The sequence below is a fragment of the Romboutsia ilealis genome, assembly GCF_900015215.1.
Taxonomy (GTDB): Bacteria; Bacillota; Clostridia; order Peptostreptococcales; family Peptostreptococcaceae; genus Romboutsia; species Romboutsia ilealis.
The window spans coordinates 921,086-945,269 of the sequence record NZ_LN555523.1; the positions used below are offsets into that span (position 1 = coordinate 921,086).

General features: G+C 25.8%; 15 protein-coding genes and 1 riboswitch. Of the genes, 8 read left to right on the plus strand and 7 right to left on the minus strand.

Translation table 11 applies throughout. The features are described 5' to 3' along the window. Window positions 1-216 precede the first annotated feature (216 nt). Window positions 217-2,616 carry a PAS domain S-box protein gene (locus CRIB_RS04365; protein WP_180703315.1) on the plus strand — a complete coding sequence of 800 codons (2,400 nt, stop codon included), beginning with the start codon at window positions 217-219 and terminating at the stop codon, window positions 2,614-2,616. An 84-nt stretch (window positions 2,617-2,700) separates the two neighbouring features. Here the strand turns inward: CRIB_RS04365 and CRIB_RS04370 are convergent, their stop codons facing one another. Continuing rightward, window positions 2,701-2,910: a zinc ribbon domain-containing protein gene (locus CRIB_RS04370; RefSeq protein ID WP_180703316.1), complete on the minus strand. Its 210-nt coding sequence runs from the start codon at window positions 2,908-2,910 to the stop codon at window positions 2,701-2,703. A gap of 344 nt (window positions 2,911-3,254) precedes the next feature. On the opposite strand from CRIB_RS04370, the gene CRIB_RS04375 reads away from it, so the two are divergent. Beyond that, complete coding sequence (locus tag CRIB_RS04375; RefSeq protein ID WP_180703317.1) at window positions 3,255-4,502, plus strand: NAD(P)-dependent oxidoreductase; 1,248 nt, start codon at window positions 3,255-3,257, stop codon at window positions 4,500-4,502. A gap of 87 nt (window positions 4,503-4,589) precedes the next feature. Here CRIB_RS04375 and CRIB_RS04380 read toward each other — a convergent pair whose 3' ends face one another. Next, a complete protein-coding gene (locus CRIB_RS04380; RefSeq protein ID WP_180703318.1) occupies window positions 4,590-4,751 on the minus strand; it encodes a hypothetical protein in 162 nt (53 codons plus the stop codon). A gap of 362 nt (window positions 4,752-5,113) precedes the next feature. Here CRIB_RS04380 and CRIB_RS04385 point away from each other — a divergent pair, with 362 nt between their 5' ends. Both CRIB_RS04385 and CRIB_RS04390 read left to right on the plus strand, forming a co-directional pair. Beyond that, the gene (locus tag CRIB_RS04385; RefSeq protein WP_180703319.1) at window positions 5,114-6,064 is read left to right on the plus strand and encodes a leucine-rich repeat domain-containing protein; all 951 of its coding nucleotides are present in this window, start codon (window positions 5,114-5,116) and stop codon (window positions 6,062-6,064) included. Window positions 6,065-6,209: 145 nt separating this feature from the next. Next, window positions 6,210-6,410, plus strand: a complete 201-nt coding sequence (locus CRIB_RS04390) for a cold-shock protein (RefSeq protein ID WP_180703320.1) — start codon at window positions 6,210-6,212, stop codon at window positions 6,408-6,410. Window positions 6,411-6,690: 280 nt separating this feature from the next. Here CRIB_RS04390 and CRIB_RS04395 read toward each other — a convergent pair whose 3' ends face one another. Then, window positions 6,691-10,911, minus strand: coding sequence for a 2-hydroxyacyl-CoA dehydratase (locus tag CRIB_RS04395; RefSeq protein ID WP_180703321.1), 4,221 nt, complete (start codon window positions 10,909-10,911; stop codon window positions 6,691-6,693). Window positions 10,912-11,080: 169 nt separating this feature from the next. Here CRIB_RS04395 and CRIB_RS04400 point away from each other — a divergent pair, with 169 nt between their 5' ends. Next, window positions 11,081-11,515: a hypothetical protein gene (locus tag CRIB_RS04400; protein WP_180703322.1), complete on the plus strand. Its 435-nt coding sequence runs from the start codon at window positions 11,081-11,083 to the stop codon at window positions 11,513-11,515. A gap of 58 nt (window positions 11,516-11,573) precedes the next feature. On the opposite strand, the gene CRIB_RS04405 is transcribed toward CRIB_RS04400, so the two are convergent. Next, entirely contained in the window at window positions 11,574-12,581 is a 1,008-nt protein-coding gene (locus tag CRIB_RS04405) for a LacI family DNA-binding transcriptional regulator (RefSeq protein ID WP_180703323.1), read from the minus strand. Window positions 12,582-12,841: 260 nt separating this feature from the next. Here CRIB_RS04405 and deoC point away from each other — a divergent pair, with 260 nt between their 5' ends. Together deoC and CRIB_RS04415 are read left to right on the plus strand one after the other, a co-directional pair. Next, the gene (deoC, locus tag CRIB_RS04410; RefSeq protein WP_180703324.1) at window positions 12,842-13,519 is read left to right on the plus strand and encodes a deoxyribose-phosphate aldolase; all 678 of its coding nucleotides are present in this window, start codon (window positions 12,842-12,844) and stop codon (window positions 13,517-13,519) included. A 220-nt stretch (window positions 13,520-13,739) separates the two neighbouring features. Beyond that, window positions 13,740-14,237 (plus strand): CarD family transcriptional regulator, encoded by a 498-nt coding sequence (locus CRIB_RS04415; RefSeq protein WP_180703325.1) that lies wholly within the window; start codon window positions 13,740-13,742, stop codon window positions 14,235-14,237. 141 nt (window positions 14,238-14,378) lie between these two features. Here CRIB_RS04415 and CRIB_RS04420 read toward each other — a convergent pair whose 3' ends face one another. Further along, a complete protein-coding gene (locus tag CRIB_RS04420) occupies window positions 14,379-15,746 on the minus strand; it encodes an MATE family efflux transporter (protein ID WP_180703326.1) in 1,368 nt (455 codons plus the stop codon). Window positions 15,747-16,222: 476 nt separating this feature from the next. Next, window positions 16,223-17,197 carry an aromatic acid exporter family protein gene (locus CRIB_RS04425; RefSeq protein WP_243633576.1) on the minus strand — a complete coding sequence of 325 codons (975 nt, stop codon included), beginning with the start codon at window positions 17,195-17,197 and terminating at the stop codon, window positions 16,223-16,225. A 227-nt stretch (window positions 17,198-17,424) separates the two neighbouring features. Then, a riboswitch (cyclic di-GMP riboswitch) is annotated at window positions 17,425-17,507 on the plus strand. 169 nt (window positions 17,508-17,676) lie between these two features. Between CRIB_RS04425 and CRIB_RS04430 the strand changes: the two genes are divergently transcribed. Beyond that, on the plus strand, window positions 17,677-23,451 hold the full coding sequence (locus tag CRIB_RS04430; protein ID WP_180703328.1) for an NPCBM/NEW2 domain-containing protein: 5,775 nt from the start codon (window positions 17,677-17,679) through the stop codon (window positions 23,449-23,451). Between the two features lie 93 nt (window positions 23,452-23,544). Here the strand turns inward: CRIB_RS04430 and CRIB_RS04435 are convergent, their stop codons facing one another. Continuing rightward, a complete protein-coding gene (locus CRIB_RS04435) occupies window positions 23,545-24,171 on the minus strand; it encodes a hypothetical protein (protein WP_180703329.1) in 627 nt (208 codons plus the stop codon). Window positions 24,172-24,184 lie beyond the last annotated feature (13 nt).

Consider the following 24,184-nt stretch of genomic DNA (forward strand, 5'->3'; position numbering starts at 1 on the left):
GAAGTCGTTGGCGACATGAGCGAAGCGAATTTTTTATTTATTATTTAATATACCTTACAAAAGTATTTTTATTTATTAAAAGATGTAGTTTAAATCCTAATAATAATTGTTTGCAAAAAATATAAATAAATTTTAAAAATATATTTTAATTTTATTTTATAAAATATGGAAAAAGTGGTATAATTTTAATTATAGATGTAGCATTGGGGAGGATAAATGGAAGCTTTATTAGAAAAAGTAGACGAATATATTTTAACAGCTGATTATGACGGAAAAATAAACTTTGCTAATAGTAAATTTTTAGATAAATTCAAATATAAAGAATGTGAATTATATAAACTAAATATAAATGAAATTCTAACTAATAATTCTTTAGAAATAGATAAAATACCAATTGATAAAAATGGAATAAATAAAGAGTTGGAATTTATAACAAAAAACGATAAAAAAATAAAATTAGATAGTAAGCTATTTATAGATGAGTTTAAAAGTAAAAAATGTTTATTTATTGTGTCAAAAGATATAAATGACTCCATTCTTACAAAAGAATATATGGAGTTATTATTAGATAATTTATATTTAGGAACTTATATTAAAGATGATTCTGGAAAATATATATATGCAAATAAAACTTTAGCAAATTTTTTAGGTAAGACTCAAGAAGAGATGATAGGTAGATATGATCATGAGATTTTTCCGTCAAATATTTCAGATTCATTTATAAAAATGGATAAGGTTGTAAAAGAGAGTAAAGTAGCTAAGTTATATGATGAGGAAATAAATATAAATGGTAAAGATAGGTGGTATGAACATTATAAATCACCTATATATGATGAAAATAATAATTTAAAATATATAATGGGGATATCTAAAGATATCCAGCTACAAAAAATAGTTAAGGATAATATATTTAAAAAATATAGTAAAGTTATTGATGAAAATAATAATAGTAATTTTGATATATACAATACATTAAATGATATATCAAATAACATAATAGAGAGCACAAATGCTAAAGGATTAAATATAAATCTTTATAATAAAGATACTTTAGAGTTTGAAACATCTATAAAGTTAAAAAATGCAGCTAAAGTGCTTGCTAGAGTTGATAAAATAAAGATTAGTAAAGATAACGAAAAAGCAATTTTAGATGGCAAGACGTTTAGGGGACTTAAAGGTATAAATAAACTAATAACAAAGACTGATATAGAAGAAATAGATGTGGATATGGAGTCTAGAGATGGCATAAAATATGCTTGCGTATATCCTATGATAGTAAAGAATGAATTAATAGGTACATTAGCTATGAGTTATAGTGAAAAAGAAGCACCTAAATATAATCAAGATACTTTATTTGAAGAAATTGCAGAAAGACTTGCAATGCTTATAAAAAATTATAGACTATCTACAGAATTAAAATTAGAAAATCAAAAGCGTAAAGAATTAGAAGAGGAATTAAGTCTTTATTTAGATGTATCAGTAGATTTAAAATCAATAGCAAATATAGATGGTTATGCGATTAAAGTTAATGATTCTTGGGAAAGAATACTTGGTTGGAGTGAAGAAGAAATAAAAACTATGCATTATAGTGATTTTATACATCCTGATGATATTGATATATTAGAAAATTTATATGACCCAGATTGTATAGAAGAAGAAATAAAACATTTAGCTATCAGATTCTTATGCAAAGATAGTAGTTATAGATGGATAGAACTAAGTTCGAAATATGTCAAAGATAAAAATATATTTATATTTACAGGCATAGATATTACAAAAAGAAAAGAAGTAGAAGAAGAAAAGAAAAAATTAGAAGAAGCTATTCAATTAGAAAGTATAAGAAATGAATTTTTGGGAAATATATCTCACGAATTTAAAACACCGTTAAATATAATACTTGGAATTGTTCAATTAATAAATAAAAATATAGATTTAGATAATATAAATAAAGAAAATTTAATACGACATGTAGGTATAATGAAACAGAACTCATATAGATTATTAAGATTAGTAAATAATTTAATAGATATAAGTAGAATTGACATAGGATATTATAATTTACAGCTTTCTAATTATGATATGGTGAAAGTAATAAAAGATATAACTTTATCTATATCAGAATATGTTAAGCATAAAAAAATAAATTTATCATTTAATACAGATTTAGAAGAAGTAATATTAGCTTGTGATGCAGATAAAATGGAAAGGGTAATGTTAAATTTATTATCAAATGCAATTAAGTATACGGATGATAATGGAGATATACATGTATCTTTAAATAAAGTAAATGAAGATATAGTTGTATCTGTAAAAGATAATGGAGTAGGGATACCAAAAGATAAATTAAAAATAATATTTGATAGATTTGGACAAGTAAATGATATTCTATCTAGAAGGTGTGAAGGTAGTGGAATAGGTTTATCTATTGTAAAATCCATTGTAGAAATGCATGGAGGTAAAATAGAAGTATTTAGTGAAATAGGTAAAGGAACTGAATTTGTATTTAATATACCTATTAAAATTTTAAAAGAAGAAAATGTTATATTAAAATGTGAAAATAGAGATTATCACGTTGAAAAATGTAATATAGAATTTTCTGATATATATAGTATATAAAGTTATGGGATAACCCATAACTTTTTTACGCTTAAGGATATTATAATACTTAAAAGAATATATATAAATTCTTAAAGTAATCAATTAGCCCATAAGGAAATCTAATATGTTCCATCCATCAGATGTAGTGCCCTTATATAATTCTGTATACCCACATTTTTTACAGCTTATAGTAATAAATCTTTTGTTTTGGATATCGAATATTTTGGCGAAATTTCCACCTGTTGCTTGAAATTCATCACTTTCATAAGATGTATTTTCGCACTTAGGACAAACATATTGCTTTTTTTCCATTTAAATAACCTCTTTTCTTAAAAATAATATTGAAATAATTATAGCAGATGAATATGGTAATATGATATATATATTATAATAAATATAAAATTATTATTACAATATATGTATAAATTAAAGACTTTTAATAGAATTGATAGTATAATAAATAATATTAGAATTTTTCATTAAATTATAAAATAATACTTAATATGAAATAAAGTATATTGGATTAAGTGAAATAAAAAGTAATTAAATCTTTATAAATATATAAATATAAATTTATAATTGGGTAAATGTAAAAAAGTAAAATAATAATTAAAAAGGATAAACCTAATTTTACTTTTGAGTTATGGGAGGTAATTATGAAAGTAATAGATATTAATGAATTAAGGGAAGAAGCTAATAAATGTTTTACATGTAAAGTTCCAAAATGTAAAAAAAATTGTCCAATTGATACACCAATACCAGAAATAATAAAGTTATTTAAAGAAAATAAAATAGAAGAAGCTGGAGAAATATTATTTAATAATAACCCTTTATCAGCAATTTGTGGAGTGGTTTGCCCACATGAAGATCAATGTTTAGGAAATTGTATAAGGGGAATAAAAGATAAACCAGTAGATTTTTATGAAATAGAGCGTTTTATATCTAGTAATTACTTAAAAAATGTTAAATTAAAACAAGAAGATAACTTAAATGAAAGAATAGCTATAATAGGTTCAGGTCCAGCTGGAATATCATTAGCTTTAATATTAGCTAAAAAGGGATATAAGGTAACTATATTTGAGAAAAGATCACATATAGGTGGGGTTTTAAGATATGGAATTCCAAAGTTTAGATTACCAGAAGGCGTTTTAGATGATATAGAAAATATATTATTAGATTTAAATGTAAAAATAAGATATAATGCCTTAGTAGGTCCGGTAATAACAATAGATAAATTATTTGAAGACGGATATGATGCAATATTCATAGGTACTGGTGTATGGAATCCAAAACCTTTAAATATAAAGGGAGAGACATTTGGACATGTACATTATGCAATTGACTATTTAAAATCACCTAATTCATATAGACTAGGAGATGATGTTATTATAATTGGGGCAGGAAATGTTGCAATGGACGCTGCAAGAACTGCAAAGTATCATGGTGTAAAAAATGTAACTGTAGTATATAGAAAAGACTTTGAAGATATGACTGCTACTAAAGCAGAGATAAATGATGCAAAAAAAGAAGGGGTAAACTTTGAATTATTTAAATCTCCAGTTGAAATAACTGATGAGGGTGCTATATTTATAGACACTAAAAAATTAGATGATGAAAGAAAAACTATGGTTAATATAGAAGGATCTGAGAAACTAATAAAGGCTGATTCAGTTATAATTGCAATTAGCCAAAGTCCTAAAAATAATATAGTATCAAATACTAAGAATTTAGATACCAATAAATATGGGCTTTTAGTTACAGATGATAAAGGGCATACGACAAGAGAAGGTGTATTTGCATCAGGAGATGTTGTTACGGGAGCTAAAACTGTAGTTGAAGCAGTTGCAAATGCTAAAGAAGTTGCAAATTCAATACAAGAATACTTAAAATTAAAGAAAATGTAATTTTTATTAGTATCAGATTAATAAATCTATATTAATTAAAATTATAAAATAAAAAATAAGGTGTCGGGATTTCTGACACCTTATTTTTTAATAAATATCATCTTCATCTATATCTACTAGTCCATAAGAAGCTAAAAATTCTTCTTGTATATCAAGTATCATAGCTATAGTATCTTTATCTACTGATTCATCACATCTTTTAAATATAAAATTTATCATTTCTTCAACTGAAATAGTTATATCTTCCATATTAAATCACTCCACTAATTATAAATATTATATATTACTATATTACAATAAGTTAAAATAAAATAAAAGAAGATAATAAATTGACGATTATCTGAAACTTCTGGCTTATAATGTTTTTAATAAATTACACCTTATGACAAATAAGAAGTCTTAAAATATATACTATAATAAAAATCTAATACTATTTTATTTATAAAATCATATACATAGTACATAGGCGCAAAAACAAATATAAATATTCATAATCATAAAAATACAATAATATATATTATTTATTATAGGTAACTTTAAAGATGGATTAACATACTCTAATTAATAAAAAAACTTTCACTTAATGATAGAAATTGCAATGAGGTGATACCGTGAAATATATAAATATACCAGATATTAGTTTAAAAAAAGCTATAAATGAATCGTTAGTTAAATATATAGGAAAAAGAGAAGATCTTCAAGATATAACAGAAGAAGAAATATCAATGATAACAATATTATATGTAGATAGCCGGGGAATAAGTGATTTAACTGGATTAAGATATGCGAAAAATTTAATTTATGTAAATCTTCCTTATAACAATATAAAAGATATAGATGAAATAGGTTACTTAGCTAAATTAGAAAAATTAATATTATGGCACAATAAAATAGAAGATATAACTCCATTAAGTAATTTGAAGAACTTAAAACATTTAGAAATTGATGATAATCAAATAACAAGTATAGAGCCCCTAAAAAATCTAAAGCAATTAATTACACTTTGGAGTAGTTATAATAACATAAATAATATAAAAGTTTTAGAAAATTTAACAAATCTAAAGTATTTATATCTAAATAATAATGAAATAGAAGACATAAGCCCATTAAAGAATTTAGTGAGTATAGAGTATTTAGGGCTTCACTATAATAAAATAAAAGATGTAGAAGTACTCAAAAACCTAATTAATTTAAAAGTGCTTGGAATTAGTAAAAATAAGATAAATGATTTATCTAAATTATCGAATTTAAGTTTAGAAAGTGGATTTTTTGCTTGGGATCAATCTATAACTGTTAATGCTATAGCAACATCAGAAAATACTTATAAATTAGATTTAAATTTATTAAAAGATAGAAACAATAAAGTTATAAATATAATAAATTTAGATAGCGGTAGTTATGATAAAGAAAATAATATTATAAGTTGGAGTAATTTAAATTTACCACACCACACAACTTTTCAATTTAATAATGGTATGTTAGTTTATGAAAATAATAGTTTCTATGGAACAGTAACAATGAAAATTGTAGCAAATGATAAAGATAATTTATTTAATGAATGAAGAACATTTTCTTTATATAAAAATAAATTATAAAAATTAAATAAAAAAAGTATCTTTTTTTTGTATAATAGTGTATAATTGTATTATGCTAATAAAGCATGAAATATTAAAGAAAGCCTTATATTAAGGTATGGAGAATTTTAAAATGACTAACGGAATAGTAAAATGGTTTAACAGTGAAAAAGGATTTGGATTTATATCAGTTGAAGGTGGAGATGATGTATTCGCTCATTTCTCAGCTATAAACGTTGATGGATTCAAAACTTTAGAAGAAGGACAAAAAGTAAGTTTTGATATAGTTGAAGGTGCTAGAGGACCTCAAGCAGCTAACATAACTATATTATAATTATAGACAGTTTAGACTTCATAAAGGCTCTCGTAAGAGAGTCTTTTATTTATAAAAAATACCCCGTCGTATTTTCCGACGGGGTATTTTTTACGCTTAAGGATATTATAATACTTAAAAAAATGTGGATAAATTCTGAATGTAAGTAATATCAACAAATTGGTTTTGAGTGTAAAAAAGATTTTGAAATGCTTCGCCCACGCAGTGGCTCAAGTAACGGACGAAGTCGTTGGCGACATGAAGTGTTTCGCCGACACGTCGCTCAAGCGAAGCGAATTTTTTACATATTTTCAAATGCAGTTGAAAGCATTAATTTTATTCTATTTAATTGATTAGTTTCACTAGCTGATGGATCATAATCAATTGGGATTATATTAGCATCTTTATAAACTCTTTTTAGTTCTTTAATTTGTCCTTTTCCAGTTATGTGATTAGGTAAACATCCAAAAGGTTGCATACATACAATATTTTTAACTCCATCCTCAATAAGTTCTATCATCTCACCAGTTAATAACCAACCTTCACCAGTTTGGTTACAAGGCGAAATGATTTGTTTAGTGTTTTGAGCTAAAATATCTATGTTTTTAGGTGAACTAAATCGATTACTTTTATCAAGATATTTTTTATAAGTCTTTTGATAAGTTTCCATAATCCATATAGCAGATTTTCCAACTTCCTTATTTATCCATTTGCCTTCTAGATATTTATATTTATATAAAGTATTAAAGCAACAACTATAGAAGAAGTTTATAAGTTCTGGAACAACAGCTTCTCCACCTTCTTTTTCTATAATATCAACTAAAGAGTTATTAGCAAGTGGATGAAATTTAACTAATATTTCACCAACTAATCCAACCTTAGGTTTTATTTCATCTGTTATTTCTAATGTATCAAAATCATGTATTATCTCTTTTATATTATTATTAAAAGTAAATATATTAGCTTTATCTAAAGAATCTAAACATATTTTTACCCATTTATTATAAAGTTCGTTACTACTTCCTTTAACTTTTTCATATGGTCTTACTCTATATAATACCTTCATCAATAAATCTCCGTAAATTATACTCATAAATAATCTATTTATAAGTTTTATACTGACATTTTTCATAAGTCCATTTTTTTCTATACCGTTAACGCTTAAAGATATTACGGGTATATCTTTAAATCCAGCATCATACATTGCTTTCCTTAAAAATCCTATATAGTTTGTAGCTCTACACCCACCACCTGTTTGAGTTATTACAACGGAGGTATTTTCTAAATCATAATTTCCAGACTGAAGAGCATTTATAATTTGACCTACAACGATTATTGCAGGGTAGCAAGCATCATTATTTACATATCTAAGCCCTGTATCTATAACATCTTTTCCGGTATTATCCAAAACTTTTAATTTAAAATCACTTAAATTTATAGCTTTTTCAAAAAATTGAAAGTGTATAGGAGACATTTGAGGTGCTAAGATAGTATGATTTTTATTTAAAGTACCTTTTTTATATTCTATTTTTTCATTATTAATATTTTCAGCTTTATTATTTAGATCTCTTTCTAGTATTGCTGCCTTCAAAGAACGAAGTCTAATTTTAGCTGCACCTAAATTATTTCCTTCATCTATTTTTATAACAGTATATATCTTTGAACTTTGGTTTAATATTTCTTGAACTTGATCAACTGTAATTGCGTCTATACCGCAACCGAAAGAGTTTAGTTGAACTAGTTCTAAATTAGGTTGATCTTTAACAAAATTTGCAGCATTATAAAGTCTGGTATGATATACCCATTGATCAACCACTCTAAGAGGTCTTTCAATATTTCCTAGATGAGATATAGAATCTTCTGTAAGAACCTCCATATCTAAAGAGTTTATAACCTCAGGAATTCCATGATTTATTTCCGGATCAAGGTGATATGGTCTACCGCATAGAACAATAGCTTTTAATCCGTTTTCATTTATTTTTTCTAATGCTTTCTCTCCTTGAATTTGAATATCTTTTTTGAAGTTTTCTTGCTCTATATATGCTTTATCAACAGCATTGTTAATGCTTGATTTTGAGATGTTAAAATATTGTGAAAGCTCATCATATACTCTAGATTTTAATTTTTCTTTATTATTTAAACTTAAAAATGGATTTATGTATGTTATATTATTTTTCCTTACTCCATCAACATTATTTTTTATAACCTCAGAATAAGATATTACAACAGGGCAGTTATAATTATTATTAGCATATATATCCTCTTTTTTCTCATTTACAATACAAGGATAGAAAATATATTTTATACCTTTTTCTATTAAGTTTTCTATGTGTCCATGAACGAGTTTAGCAGGGTAGCATACAGTTTCTGATGCTATAGAAGTTATTCCGCTTTCATATAGCTTTTTAGAAGTTCTATCTGATAATACAACTCTAAATCCAAGTTCGGTAAATAGTGTGTGCCAAAATGGATAATCCTCATACATATTTAAAGCTCTTGGAACACCTATTTCACCCATTATAGCTTTTTCTTTAGATAATGGTTTATATTTAAATAATCTATTATATTTATATTTAAATAAATTTATATGATTGGCTATCTTTTTTTCTTTATTATAAATCATTTCACCTTTTTCGCATCTGTTTCCAGATACAAATATTTCATTTTCTGAAAATTTATTTATTGTTAATAAGCAATTATTAGAACAACCACGGCATCTATCTACTTCTACATTTAAGTTTATATTATTTAATTGATTTTTATTTAATAAAGTAGTTTTATATCCTTTGCTATATTTTTCTAAAGATATTAAAGCTGCTCCAAAAGCCCCCATAATACCAGCTATAGAAGGTCTTATTACTTCTTTTTTAGTTAATTTTTCAAAGCTTCTTAAAACTAAATCATTATAGAAAGTTCCACCTTGAACTACTATATTATTTCCTAAATCATTTATATCTCTTATCTTTATAACTTTGAATAAAGCATTTTTTATTACAGAATAAGAAAGTCCTGCTGAAATATCAGAAACATTGGCACCTTCTTTTTGAGCTTGCTTTACTTTAGAATTCATAAATACGGTGCATCTAGAGCCTAAATCTACTGGAGACTTAGAGTAAATACCTATATGTGAAAATTCTTTAATATCCATAGATAGAGAAGTGGCAAATGTTTCTAAAAAAGAACCACATCCAGAAGAACATGCTTCATTTAAAACTATGCTATCAATAACGCCATTTTTTATCTTTAGACATTTCATATCTTGACCGCCAATGTCTAAAATAAAGTCTACATCTTTATTAAAGAATTTTGCAGCTTTAAAATGTGCAATTGTTTCAATTTCTCCATAGTCTATCTTTAAAGCTTTTTTTATAAGCCCTTCTCCATATCCTGTCACGGTAGAAGAAACTATTTTGCTATTAGGTGGTAAAATATTATATATTTCATTCATTATATCGATAACGACCTCTAATGGTTTACCTTCATTACTACTGTAATGAGTATATAATAAATTACCTTTATCATCTATTAGGGCCGCCTTAGTTGTAGTAGAACCAGCATCTACTCCTAAAAAGCAATTTCCATTAAATTTACTTATATCATAAGTTTTTATAGTGTCTTTATTATGTCTTTTTATAAATTCATTATAATCATTTTCATCTTTAAATAAAGGTTCTAATTTATCTACATTATCAAAGTCATTAATATCTAGACTTTGTATTTTTTTTATTAAATTTTTTAATTCAATGGCTTCTTCTTTTTTTGATAGCAAGCTAGCTCCCATAGCAACATAAAGTTGTGCATCTTCGGGGAATATTATATCTTTATCATCCAATTTTAATACGCTTTTAAAGCGGTCTCTAAGACTGGATAAAAAATTAAGTGGACCTCCTAAAAAAGCAACTTTACCTTCGATTTTTCTACCGCAAGACAAAACACTTACAGTTTGAACAACTACAGCATTAAAGATACTCATAGCAATATCACTTTTTTTAGCACCATCATTTATAAGAGGTTGAATATCGGTTTTAGCAAATACGCCGCATCTAGATGCAATAGGATAAATTATATTATAGTCTTTTGCTAATTCATTTAATCCAAATGCATCAGTTTTCAAAAGCGAAGCCATTTGGTCTATAAAGGCTCCTGTTCCACCTGCACATATTCCATTCATTCTTTGATCTATTCCACCAGTTAAATATGTAACTTTAGCATCTTCTCCACCAAGTTCTATTACAACATCTGTATCAGGGTAAAAATATTCTATGGCATGAGTAGATGCAATAACTTCTTGGATAAATTTTATATTAAGTATTTGTGATATATCAATACCACCAGAACCGGTTATAATTATAGTAACTTTTGAATCATTAAGCTCGTTATATATATTAACTAAAACTTTAATTAAAGCTTTTTTTATATCAGAAAAGTGTCTTTTATATTCTTTGTATACTATATTATTATTAGTATCAAAAACTACTGTTTTGACTGTTACTGAGCCAATATCAATACCTATATGAAACATACTATGTCACCCCACAATTCATGAATATATTAATAAATTATTTATTATTAAAACTTATGCCAAGTAAGGTGTTTATATGAAGTATACTTTTAACTAGACTTAGAAATATATTTGTGTTAAATATAGATATTTTGTAAATACTAATTTATATTAAAATTAGGAGGAAGCTATGGGAAAATATAGATTAGACTATTTTTCAAAGTACTATTTTTATGAAGAAGATAAGTTTTTACAAGAAGTAGAGGATGGAGAGTATATATTAAACCAAATAAAGAAAAGTAATAGATTTGACTATAAAGGATATTCATATAAATATACTAAATTTGGAAATATATCAAAAGGTGATACACAAAAAGATGTAGAAGTAGAAATAAAAGAGGATGATATAGATGTAATTATAAATGGTGAAAATGCACATCTTGATTTAATATATAAGTTTGAAATAAAAAATCTTGAAGATCATATAAGAATAACGACAAGAATAAGTGAAAAAAGTGATGATATATCATGTCTTTTATACATAGATTACAATCAAGGAAATGATTTTATAAAAGAGTTAGAAAATGTAAAAAAAGCACAACAAGAAAATATGAATAAAATATGAAATATACTAAAAAAAATGAAAGTAAATTTTGTAATAATAAATTTACTTTCATTTTTTTTTAAGTAGTTTTTCGCTTTATAAGCTTAATAGGAATTATAATATCCTTGTTATTATCTACAGTTTCTTCATTGATTAAGTTAAGTAATAACTCAGATGATTCAAAAGCTAAACTCTTTTTGTCTTGATAAATAGTTGTTATAGGAGGATTGCAGTATTTAGATACATAAGTACCATCATATCCGACAATCTTAACTTTATCAGGGACTGAAATGTTGTTTTGTTGTAAAGCAACTAAAGCACCATGAGCTCTCCATTCATTAGTAGCAAATATTCCATCAAATTCTATATTATTATCAATTAAGTTATTTATAGCTTGCATAGCATCTTCAAAGCTTCCATTTTTTAAATTAAGTCTTAATGTAAGCTCTTTGAAGATAGGTATATTGAACTTTTTCATAGCATTTTTAAAACCATTAATTTTATTATCAACAGAAGATGAATTTCTATTATTAGTAAGCAAAACTATACGCTTACAACCATTATTTATAAGTTCTTCAGTTGCACAGAATCCACCCTTATAGTGGTCTGATTCAATATAATAGTAACCCTTATAATCTTTATTATTTATAAATACAATCGGTATATTTCTTTTAATATATTCAGCTGGATCAATAGAAATAGCAGAAATACAAATAATACCATCTACTAGTTTAGAATCTAAACTTTTAAAATAGCTTTTTTCTTTAGCTCTATCTTGATTTGTATTACATATAAATACGGAATAACCTTTACTAAAAAAGTATTTTTCTATTTCTGAAACTAATTCAGAGAAAAATACATTATTAACATCTGGAACTATTAAACCAATAGTTTTTGACTTACTAATCCTTAGACTTTTGGCAGCCATATTAGTTGTATAATTATATTCATCTATTATTTTCATAACTTTTTTACGAGTTTCTTCTGAAAAGCGACCATTGTTATTTATAACTCTAGATACTGTAGCAACAGAAACTCCACTAAGTTGTGCGATTTGTTTTATAGAAATATTTTTATTTTGCTTCATATGTTCTCCTTTATTAGGGAAGTAATTATCTATAATCATAAAGTTATAATATCAAAGTTAAGTTATAAAGTAAATAATCATAGAGTTTGTTTGAAAAGATATTGACAGTGATAAATAATTTTGAGATAATCATTTCATAAAAGAAATGAGTAAACGATTACGCAATATTATCTTAAGATAATATTTATCTAAGTGACTTATATTTTATTTAAGAGAGTAATCGATTACTCATGTTAGACATATTGATTTGGAGGATATATATGAATAGTATACAAATAGCTAAAATGATAGATCATACAATATTAAAAGCTACAACAACTAAAGAAGATGTAGTTAAATTATGTAAGGAAGCAAAAGAATACGGATTTTTCTCAGTTTGTATAAATCCAGCAAATATAGAATTAGCAAAAGAAGAATTAAAAGGAAGCGATGTAAAAGTTTGTACAGTAATAGGTTTCCCTTTAGGAGCAAATACTTCAGCTGTTAAAGCATTTGAAACTAAAGATGCAATAGCTAAAGGTGCAGATGAAGTTGATATGGTTATAAACATAGGTGCTTTAAAAGATAAAAACTACGAATTAGTATATGAAGATATAAAAGCAGTAGTAGATGCAGCAAACAAAGAAGCTTTAGTAAAAGTTATAATAGAAACTTGTTATCTAACTGATGAAGAAAAGAAAATAGCTTGTGAACTTGCTGTTAAAGCAGGAACTGACTATGTGAAAACTTCTACAGGATTTGGAACAGGTGGCTCAACTCCAGCTGATATAAAACTTATGAGAGAAACTGTAGGAGAAAATATAGGTGTAAAAGCATCTGGTGGTGTTAGATGTGAAGATGATGCAGTTAAAGTAATAGACGCTGGGGCTAGTAGAATAGGGGCTAGTGCTTCAATTGCTATAGTAACAGGAAACAATTCATCTAAAGGTGACTATTAATATTAAATAAAATTTAATGTTTAAAGTATACTTTTATTGGTATTTAAGATATATAATCAAGTATTTTTACAAATAAAAAAATTTTTACTTACATTAAAATTTTAAAATGTAATATAATATATATACAACGTGTAGTTTTGATAACGTAAGTCCTGTTGTCAAAGCTACTTTTTTATTTTATAGCAATAAAAAACTATTCTTTTGGAGAGGAAAGATTTTAATGTTTAAAGTGAATGATTATATTATGTATGGATTGACAGGAGTGTGCCAAGTTGTAGATATAACAAAAGAAAGCTTTATAAATAACTTACAAAAGGAATACTATGTATTAAAATATATATACGATAATGATACTATAATAAAAATACCAACAGATAATGAAAAAATTCCAATGAGAAAATTACTTTCTAAAGAAGATATGGCTACATTAATAAATAGCATGCCTAATAGCGAAACTATTTGGATAGATAATGATAGACAAAGAAATGAAGAGTTTAAGTCAATACTTAAAACTGGGGATACAGAAAATTTAGTTAAATTAATAAGAAGTATATATTTAGATAAAGAACATAAACAATCAATAGGTAAAAAATTATATAAGGTAGATGATGAAATTATGCAAACGGCAGAAAGACTTTTAAATGAAGAATTTGCAACTATTTTAAATATTTCTCCTGATGAAGTTGCCACATATATATCAACTCATATACCACAATAAAATAGTAATTTAAAGCTAAATAACCTCCTATGGTTATTTAGCTTTTTTATTATATGATAAATTATCATATTAAGTGTAACACATAAAATTGGATAAAAAATAGATCATAAGTTTATGTTCATAATTTTAGTTTTATAGTATTTACTCAGAATCAATTAAGTAGCATTCTGATAATTGCGTATCATTTAGTAAAGTATTAATCTTTCTCCTATAATCAAAAGCTAATGGAATTGCAGCACTAAGCCAAGCAACCGGACTTGCTATGCATATACCTAAATATCCAATAAATGTAGGTAATGTAAAGGCAACAACTGTTCTAGCTAAAAGTTCATAAAAACCAGCCATCATTGGAATGAAGGTATAACCCATTCCCTGAAGAGCATTTCTGTAAATAAATATTAAGCTAAGAGGTATAAAGAATATTGACACTGTAGTTAAATATAATTTAGCAGTATCTATAACACTATTATCTGAATTTGAAATGAACATTTTGATAAAGAATTCGCCAAATAAAATAAGTATAAAGCCAGAAATAAGACCTATAATTATATTTATCATAGTGCATTTCTTTACGCCTTCTTTAATACGTTCAATATTTCCAGCACCAAGGTTTTGAGCACAATATGTTGCCATAGTTACACCAAATGTAATACTAGGTTGCATTACAAGTTGTTCAACCTTAGAAGCAGCTGTATGAGCAGCAACAACATTAGAACCGAAAGAATTAATTGCAGATTGAAGTATTATTACACCTATAGCAGTTATTGAAAATTGTAATGCCATAGGTAGACCTATTTTTAAATGGGTTACAAAATGTTTAGTTCCAGTTATAAAGTGCTTTTTTTCAAGTTTAAGTATTGGATATTTTTTAGCAGTATATATTAAACATAATAAACCAGCGACTCCTTGAGAAATAACTGTAGCATAAGCTGCACCAGCAACTCCTATTTTAAAATTAATGATAAATACTAAGTCTAATACTATATTTAAAATAGATGATACAATTAAAAAATATAATGGGGTTTTACTATCTCCAATAGATCTTAATATACTTGATATCATATTGTAGAAAAATGCAGCAAAAGTTCCTGCATATATTATAACAATATATGAGTATGAATTATTTATTATATCTTTTGGTGTATTCATTAAACGAAGTAAAGGCTTTGATGTAAATATACTTATAATAGTAATTATAATAGCCATTGCAATTGATAAAATAATTGAACTAGCTACAGCTTCTTTTAAACCTTCATTATCATTAGCACCAAATCTTTGAGATATTAATACAGAAAAACCAGAACAAAGTCCAAGAATAAATCCAAGTATTAAAAATGACATAGAACTCGTTGATCCAACAGCTGCAAGTGCTTTTACTCCAAGAAACTTTCCAACTATTATAGTATCGACCATACTATAAAACTGCTGGAATATATTACCAATTAATAAAGGTATAGAGAAAAATAAAATCAATTTTACAGGACTTCCTGTAGTCATGTCTTTTGTCATAAGGGCCTCCTTTTAACATTGTTGAAATATATTCATCTAATTAGAATAACATTGTCTGTATTTACAATCAACAATAAAATAAATACTTATAATTTTTATACGACATGATATATATATTAAAATTTTGTATAAGTTGATACATATATTATAAAATATAAGAAGAGAGAGTATCTTTATAAAGCTATTAGATTTGATATGAGTAATAAGGTTAGATATATAAATTTAATCTTATAAAATATAAATAACATTTTAAAACTGGATATAAGTTTGAATACTACAATTATTAAATTCATTAAGTTGTATTAAAATATCTTTGAATAAACGAGCTAAATTTACGATAATATTATTAAATAATAGACTATATAGTAGAAAAATATTATAGAAAACACTTTAATCAAGATAAGATTGGTATAAAATAAAAAGCTGTTATACGAGTAAATAATAATACAACAGCTTTTTATTTATTTCTATAAAACTTATTTATAGAAATTATTATCTCTAAGCATTTGAGCATGTTGACGATTAATTAAAAATTGTTTCAACTCAGTCAAGCATAAGAATAAGATAGCTCTATTTTCAAACTCTACTCTATCTATAGGAAGAGGTTGATTTCTCATATTTAGAACTAGCCTATTTAATTCCTCAAGAAGTAGATGCACAGTTTCTAATTCAAAAGCAGAATGACCTATTTTGTGTATAAAGGCAGAAATAATATGAGCTTGTGGGGGAGCAGAATTTAGTTGTGATGCATAGCTATATAAATTTTCTAGGATATCTCGTTGATTTTTTATAATTTCCATATGGTCTAAGAAAAATCTAGTATCACTTAACAGGTTATTATTAATATTATTATAAGCCTCAGAAATACTATTATCAATAAGTCGGTTTAATGTATTTAGATCCTGATTATACATATTTTTATTTTCAGGTGTTACAATAAAATCTGCAATATCTATAAGTACAGTGCTTACTTCTTCTTGTAGCTTTCTTTGACCTTCATATATTTTATTTATATTTGTAGGAATATACATATTTATTATGACACCTATACTAGCTCCTATTGTAAATATTCCTGCTTCATTTAAAATCCAACTAAAAGATATTTCTCCTTGTAAGAAGTAATGAGATGCAATAACTACACACATAGCAATAACATCTTGAATTTCTAATAAGAAACAAATGGATATAATTATAAATATAAATATTGAAAATGAAGTTAAATGGTATCCTAAAATATTAAAACATAAGTATGAAAAGATAGTACATAAAATAAAACCATAAATCTTTCCAATAACACCTTTAAGAGTTTCTTTTTTAGTATTTTTTACGGTAAGTAATACTATAACTCCAGCAACCATTGAATATTCTAATTTTAATAACCACGCAATAAATATAGCAAGAGAAGATCCAAGGGATAACTTTATTATTTTAAGTAAATTAATTTTAATCAAGTATAAACCTCCTGTAGATAAATATAATAAGGACAATTGTATCATAAAATTTATGTAGTTTAAAATGATGTTTACTAAATAATATAATACTTAGATATATATAATAGTAGTTTATATCAAATTTATAATAATATATCAGTTGTTATTTATATTTAATATTAACTTGAAAAAATCTAATATATAAAATATTGCAAAATATGTAAAAATATGTTAAAGTAATAAACGTAAAATTTAATAGGCAAACCTAAGGAAACTTAGGGACGCAAAGCTATAGGGACTAAGGTATATACTATGTCAGCCAGTTGCCAAAGAGTACATTATACTTTTTGTTTTAAGTTTAATTATTGTATTTAGTTATACTTATAATAAAAATATTTAATTATTAAGCTTACAAAGCTACTCTTTTTGAGTAGCTTTTTTTATATATAATACTAAAATTAATGTACTTCTGAGGTATAAAATAAATCAGGAGGTAAAAGATGCATAAGAAAAAAATTGCAGCTATGACAATGGCAATAATAATTTCTAATTTCTCAGCTACAACACTAGAAGTTTTAGCAGATGAGATATCAAATAACACTTCAGTATTAGAAATAAATGATAATAAAGAAGTGACTAAGGCGATTGTAAATAAATTTGATTTATACAATAGTGATAAATTAAATGATTACAATAGCATATTCAAAATTGACAATTCAAAAATAAAATCTATAACTAATAATGGTGGACAATATAGTGATTCATCAATTGATAAAGCTATAGATAATAATCTAAATACTCATTGGGAAACAGGAAAACAAAATAATTCTGAGTTTACAAATGAGGTAGTATTTACATTTAATGAAATAACAGATTTAAATAGAATAGTATATGCTGCAAGACAAGATAGTGCAAAAGGAAAGGGATTTGCACAAGAATTTGAAATATATTCATCTCTTACTGATGATGGAGATGATTTTATTTTAGTAAGTGAAGGAGAATATAAAGGTTCAACTGGAGATTTAGTTGAAATAAAGTTTAATTCAGCTAAGTTTAAAAGATTAAAATTTAAATTTAAAAAAGCTAATCAAAACTGGGCATCAGCATCTGAATTTATGCTTTATAAAGAAGACCAAGTATATGATAAAGTTAAAAATTTATTTACAGATTCTAATATGAATAGTATAAACGAAGAATTTAATAGTATTGAAAAAATAAATGTTTTAGAAGAAGAAGCTAAAAATCATCCGCTATATGAAGATTTTAAAGAAGATATTGATAATGCTAAATTAATTTTAGCAAATAAAGAAGTACAATATATAGAAGCGAGTGTTTCTAAATTTGAAGAGATGGATAGTGAGAATATATCTAAATATGATGAAATATATAAATTACCTTTAGATAAAATAACTAAGATAACAACAAATGGTTCTCAATATTCAGATAATGTAATACAACTAGCAATAGATGGTGATGTAAACACAAAATGGCATTCAGGAAAGAAAAATTCTAGTGATTTTACAAATGAAGTTATAATTGAGTTAGATGAACTTACTACATTAAATAGAATAACATATACATCACCTCGTGGGACAAATAGAGGATTTGCAGAAGAGTTTGAAATATACGCGTCAAGAACTTCTAAAGGAGATACTTTTGAAAGAGTATCATCAGGAACTATGACAAAGACTCAAGATACTATGGAGATAAGATTTAATCCAACAGAGTTTAAAAGAGTAAAATTTGTGTATAAAAAAGGATATGAAGATTGGGCTTGTGCAGCAGAATTTGGATTATATAAGCAAGATGAATTATCTGAAAAAATGGATAGGTTATTTACAGATTCTAGTATGAGTGAAGTAAGTGATGAATTCAATTCCTTAGATAAAATTACAGCTCTAGAAAATGAAGTGAATAACCATATAATGTCGAGTATGTATAAAGAAGATTTAGAAAACGCTAAAATTTTAATAAATCAACAAAAGGTAGAAGCTACAACTGCCGTTACGAAAAAATTTGAACATTATTCTAATGAAGAATATTCAAATTTATTTAAAATGGATAATAACAATATAAAGAGTATTAGAAACAATGCAGGTAATTATTCAAATCAAGTAATAACAAATGCTATTGATGGTAACTTAGATACATATTGGGAAACTAATAAAGCAAATACAAGTGAGTTTACAAATGAAGTAGAAGTAGAATTTAAAGAAACTGTAGAATTAGATAAAATAGTATATGGAGCAAGAAAATCTGACAATAAAGGATTTGCTAAGGACTTTGAAATTTATGGTTCTACAACATCTAAAGGGGATACATATCAACTTATAGCAACTGGAAGTCATGAAAAAGTATCAGGTTTAGTTGAGGCGAAGTTTAAACCGACTAAATTTAAGAGAGTTAAATTTAAATTTAAAAACTCAGATCAAAATTGGGCTACATTATCAGAAATCGCATTTTATAAGCAAGATAAAATAGCTGAAAAAGTGGCATCATTATTTACTAATGGATTAATGAATGAATTATCAGAAGAATTTAATACTTTAGATAAAATTCAAGCTTTAGAAAAAGAAGTAACATCACATCCTTTAAAAGAATTATTTATAGATGATATAAATCTTGCAAAGGATATAATTAATAATAAAGTAAATTTAAATAAAACTATTGAATTAGAGAGAAGAGGCAATTCAGTACAAGAAGCTAATAAAAGAAAGCTATGGGGATTTAAGGACTGGCAAGTAACTGGATTAACGGCAAGACCTGGTGATGTTTTAGAAATATATGTAGACGTAAAAGATGGAGAGCCAACTCCAAGCTTATTATATAAGCAAGCATTAAATAGACATGGTGGTTCAACTACATTTAACTTAGTAAAAGGAAAAAATACAATAGTTATACCTGAATATAATAATGAAGCAGATGATGTAATACCAGGTACTATATATGGTGGAGCTCTATATTTTACTAACTATGAAAGTGATAAACAAACTGTATCACCTAAGGTAAGAATAGAAGGTGCTAAACAATATCCTATGTATGTAGATGGTAAATCTAATGATGAACAAGTAATGAAGGATTTAGAGGAATATGTTAATAAGATAAATGAAGATCCATCAAATACAGTAGATGTATTTGATGTAAGTACAAATCAGACATTAGTAACTGTAAAGGCAACAGATGCATTACAATGGTATAAGGATAATGATAAGATGCCAAGTTTTACTGCAAATAACTGGGAAAGAGTAATGGATGATGTATATGAGTTTTGGGGATTTGACAATTCAACAGAGTTAAATTCAAGATTTAATTCAAGGATGATATTTATGCCTAAAAATTTAACTAATGGAGTATTTATGAACGCTGGAGGTGGTATTGTAGGTGTTGGAACTGGAAGTCAGGATGCTTTATTAAGTGCAAATAGAGGTTGGGGATTAATGCATGAAATAGGACATAATATGGATACAGCAGGTAGAGCCATGCCAGAACTAACTAACAATATACTTCCAATATACATGGCTACAGTAGATGGGAATGTAAGTAGGATTACAACAGATAATGTTTGGGAGCGAAAAATATATCCTAAAGTTACAAAACAAGATTACAGTGATAATTTATGGCAAGAAGAAAGTGGAGAAGATAGCTTAGCACAATTATCTCCATTATGGCAATTAAATCTTTATGACAATACGTTTTATCCTAAATTTGAGCAAGTATATAGAGCTAATGATTTTAACTTACAAAATAGACAACAAATAATAGAGTCTTGGGTAAAAGTATCTTCAGATATACTTGAGCTTAATCTATATGAGTTTTTCTCAAGACATGGAATACATGCAAGTGAAGAAATAAAAGAAGCAGTATCAAAATATCCAGAGCCAAATAAGAAATTGTGGTACTTAAATGATAATAAACTTAATTATGATGGTAATGGATTTAGTGAAGATACTAATTTAGATGTTTCGCTTAGTAGATTAGATAATGAAATAAAGTTAACATTTAATATAGATGATAATTCGAAATCAGATTTATTAGGATATGAAATATTAAAAGATGGTGAGGTAATAGGATTTACTTCAACTAATACTTTTATAGATACTGATGTAGATAAAATGAAGAATTCTAGATATGAAGTGATACCTTATGATAATAATTTAGGAACATGTGATTCTGTTATAATAAATTCATTTGCGCCTACTATAATCACTCAACAAAAAAAGATAACTTTAAAATTAAGAGAAGAATTTAATCCTATGGATTATATAAAAGTATTAGACAATGAAGGAAATGACATAACATCTAAGGTTGAAGTTGAACATAATGTAAATACTAATAATAAAGGTTTATATCAAGTTAAGTATACAGTTAACGATAAAGATTTAGTATCAGAAAAGATTATAGAGATTGAAGTAGTAAGTGATTATGATTATTTATCAGATGATGAGTGGAAATCTGTAGAAACTCAATGGGGGACTCCAAGAAGAAACTCTAATATAAAAGGTATGGTAAATCAAGGTATAAAAACATTTGAAAAAGGATTTGGGATACACGCAAATGGAAAAATTATTTATGATTTAAGCAATAAAGATTATGACACATTTGAAGCTTTAATTGGAGTGGATCCAAGTGTAGGAGAGAATAGTAACTCTAGTATAACATTTAAGGTATTAGGTGATGGAAAAACTTTAGCTACAACAAATGTTATGAAGTATTCAGATGATATGGCATATATAAGTGTTCCGGTTAAAGGTGTAAAAGAATTAATAATAGAAGTTAATGATGGTGGAAACGGAAATACATGCGATCATGGTGTTATAGCAAATCCTAAGCTAACAACAAACAATGCTAAACCAAAAATTAATGTTGGTGATAAAGCATTAAAATTAGGAGAAAAAATTGATTTAATGAATGAGGTTACTGCTATAGATGCCGAAGATGGAAATATAACATCTAAATTACAAGTTAGTGGAAAAGTAAACTTTAATAAATCAGGAAAATATCCTATAACATATAGAGTAACTGATAGTGATAGTAATGTAGTTGAAAAAACTATAACTATATCAGTAGTAAATATGGATGATTATAAATATCTAACAGAGTACGATTGGAAGAGTGCTAACTGTGGATGGGGAAGTGTAAACAAAGATAAAGCTGTAAGCGGAAATATGTTAAGACTTACAGATAAAGATAATAACGAAGTAGCATATGAAAAAGGAATAGGAACTCATGCAACATCAACAATTATTTATGATTTAAGTGATAAAGATTATTCATACTTCACATCATATATAGGCGTAGATAGAGCTATGTATGGCACTGTTGGATCTGTTGAATTTAAAGTTTATGTTGATGGAAATCTTAAATATGAAAGTGGATTAATGAATTCAAGAGATCCTCAAAAATACATAGAAGTTGATATAAACGGTGCAAAAGAATTAAAATTAGTAGCAACTGATGGTGGAAATGGAAATGGTTCGGACCATGCTACATGGGCTAATACAAAGCTTCACTTTGCTAATGAGGAAGTAGTTGATTATAAAGCATTAGAAGATATAGTTTTAAGAGTAAATGAATATGATAAACATTTATTTACACCTGAATCTTTTGAAGTGCTTGAAATAGCTTTAAATAAGGCCAATATTATGATAGAAGATAAAATAAGCTCTCAAGATGAAGTAAATTTAATGATTGAAGAATTAAACTCAGCTATTGAAAATTTAGAAGAGAATATAGATTTAAATGAAATTGTAAATATAAAAGATAAATATCTTAAATTAAGCATAAAAAAAGAACTTAATTTATCAAGTGATACTATAACAGTAGGTGATATACAAAATCTTATTAGATTAAATGTTCAAGGAGCTGAAAGTTTAGAAGGATTACAATATGCAAAAAATTTAGAATCATTAAACATAGAATATAATGAAATAAATGATTTATCACCGCTTAAAGATCTTAAAAAACTAACAGATTTAAAAGCTAATCCTCAAATAATATCAGCTGGAACAGTTTATAAGAAAGATAATAACTTAACAATAGACTATGATGTTTTAAATAGAAAAGGTGAAAAATTATTACCAACAAAGATTATAGTAAGAAATAATAAAACATTAAATGATACTACTTTAAATATAGAAGAGTGTTTAGATGAAAAAGGAATGATATCTTTTGACACTACAAACTTTGATGAGAATGTATATAGCGTATACTTAGGATATGAAGACACTAATGACAATTATTTAGCTCAAGTTTTATTTATGTTTGATAATAGATAAAATGATAAAATGGGACTTAATATATTTTATTAAGTCCCATTTTTTATAAACTATTTTGTAGTTTTTTATCATTTAAAAATATAATATTTATTTTTATTTATTAAATAGATAAGTAGTTAAATCTTTTTCATTTAAATCTATACCTAAATAGTAGACTATATTGTTTTCTAGCAAATAATAAACATATCTTGATGTATCTAATCCTATTTTATCATTACAAACAGTATACAAGTTAGTTCTGAAAATTTGAGTACTACCAAACTTTCTATAAAGTGCAAAATTTCTTTTAAATTTTTTATCAATAATAGTATTAGTATTCTTAAAAGCTTTAATAAAAGGCACTTCATTTATAACTTTGTCGTTTAAATAAATACACTTTAAGTCAAAACTTTCATTTTTACCATTTGATAAATCTTCCCATAAATCAATAAGGTTGCTATCCTTTAATAACTCTAGTCCTACTGTAGGAGGGACAACAATTAAGTTAGTAGAATCTTCAGTACCTTCAGTACCATTATTCCAATTTATGCTAAGTTCATCATCTTCAATAAAATATACTACTCCTAATTCATTTGTATTGTTTTTATGAGATACTATATCTCCTACATCAAATGAAGTTTTGTATTCATAATTTTCAGGTAATATTAAATGTCTATTTATCACAGAAAATTTAGATACAATATCTTTTTTTTCTAATTCTTCTTTTGTTATAAAGTTCATACTATTCCTCCTA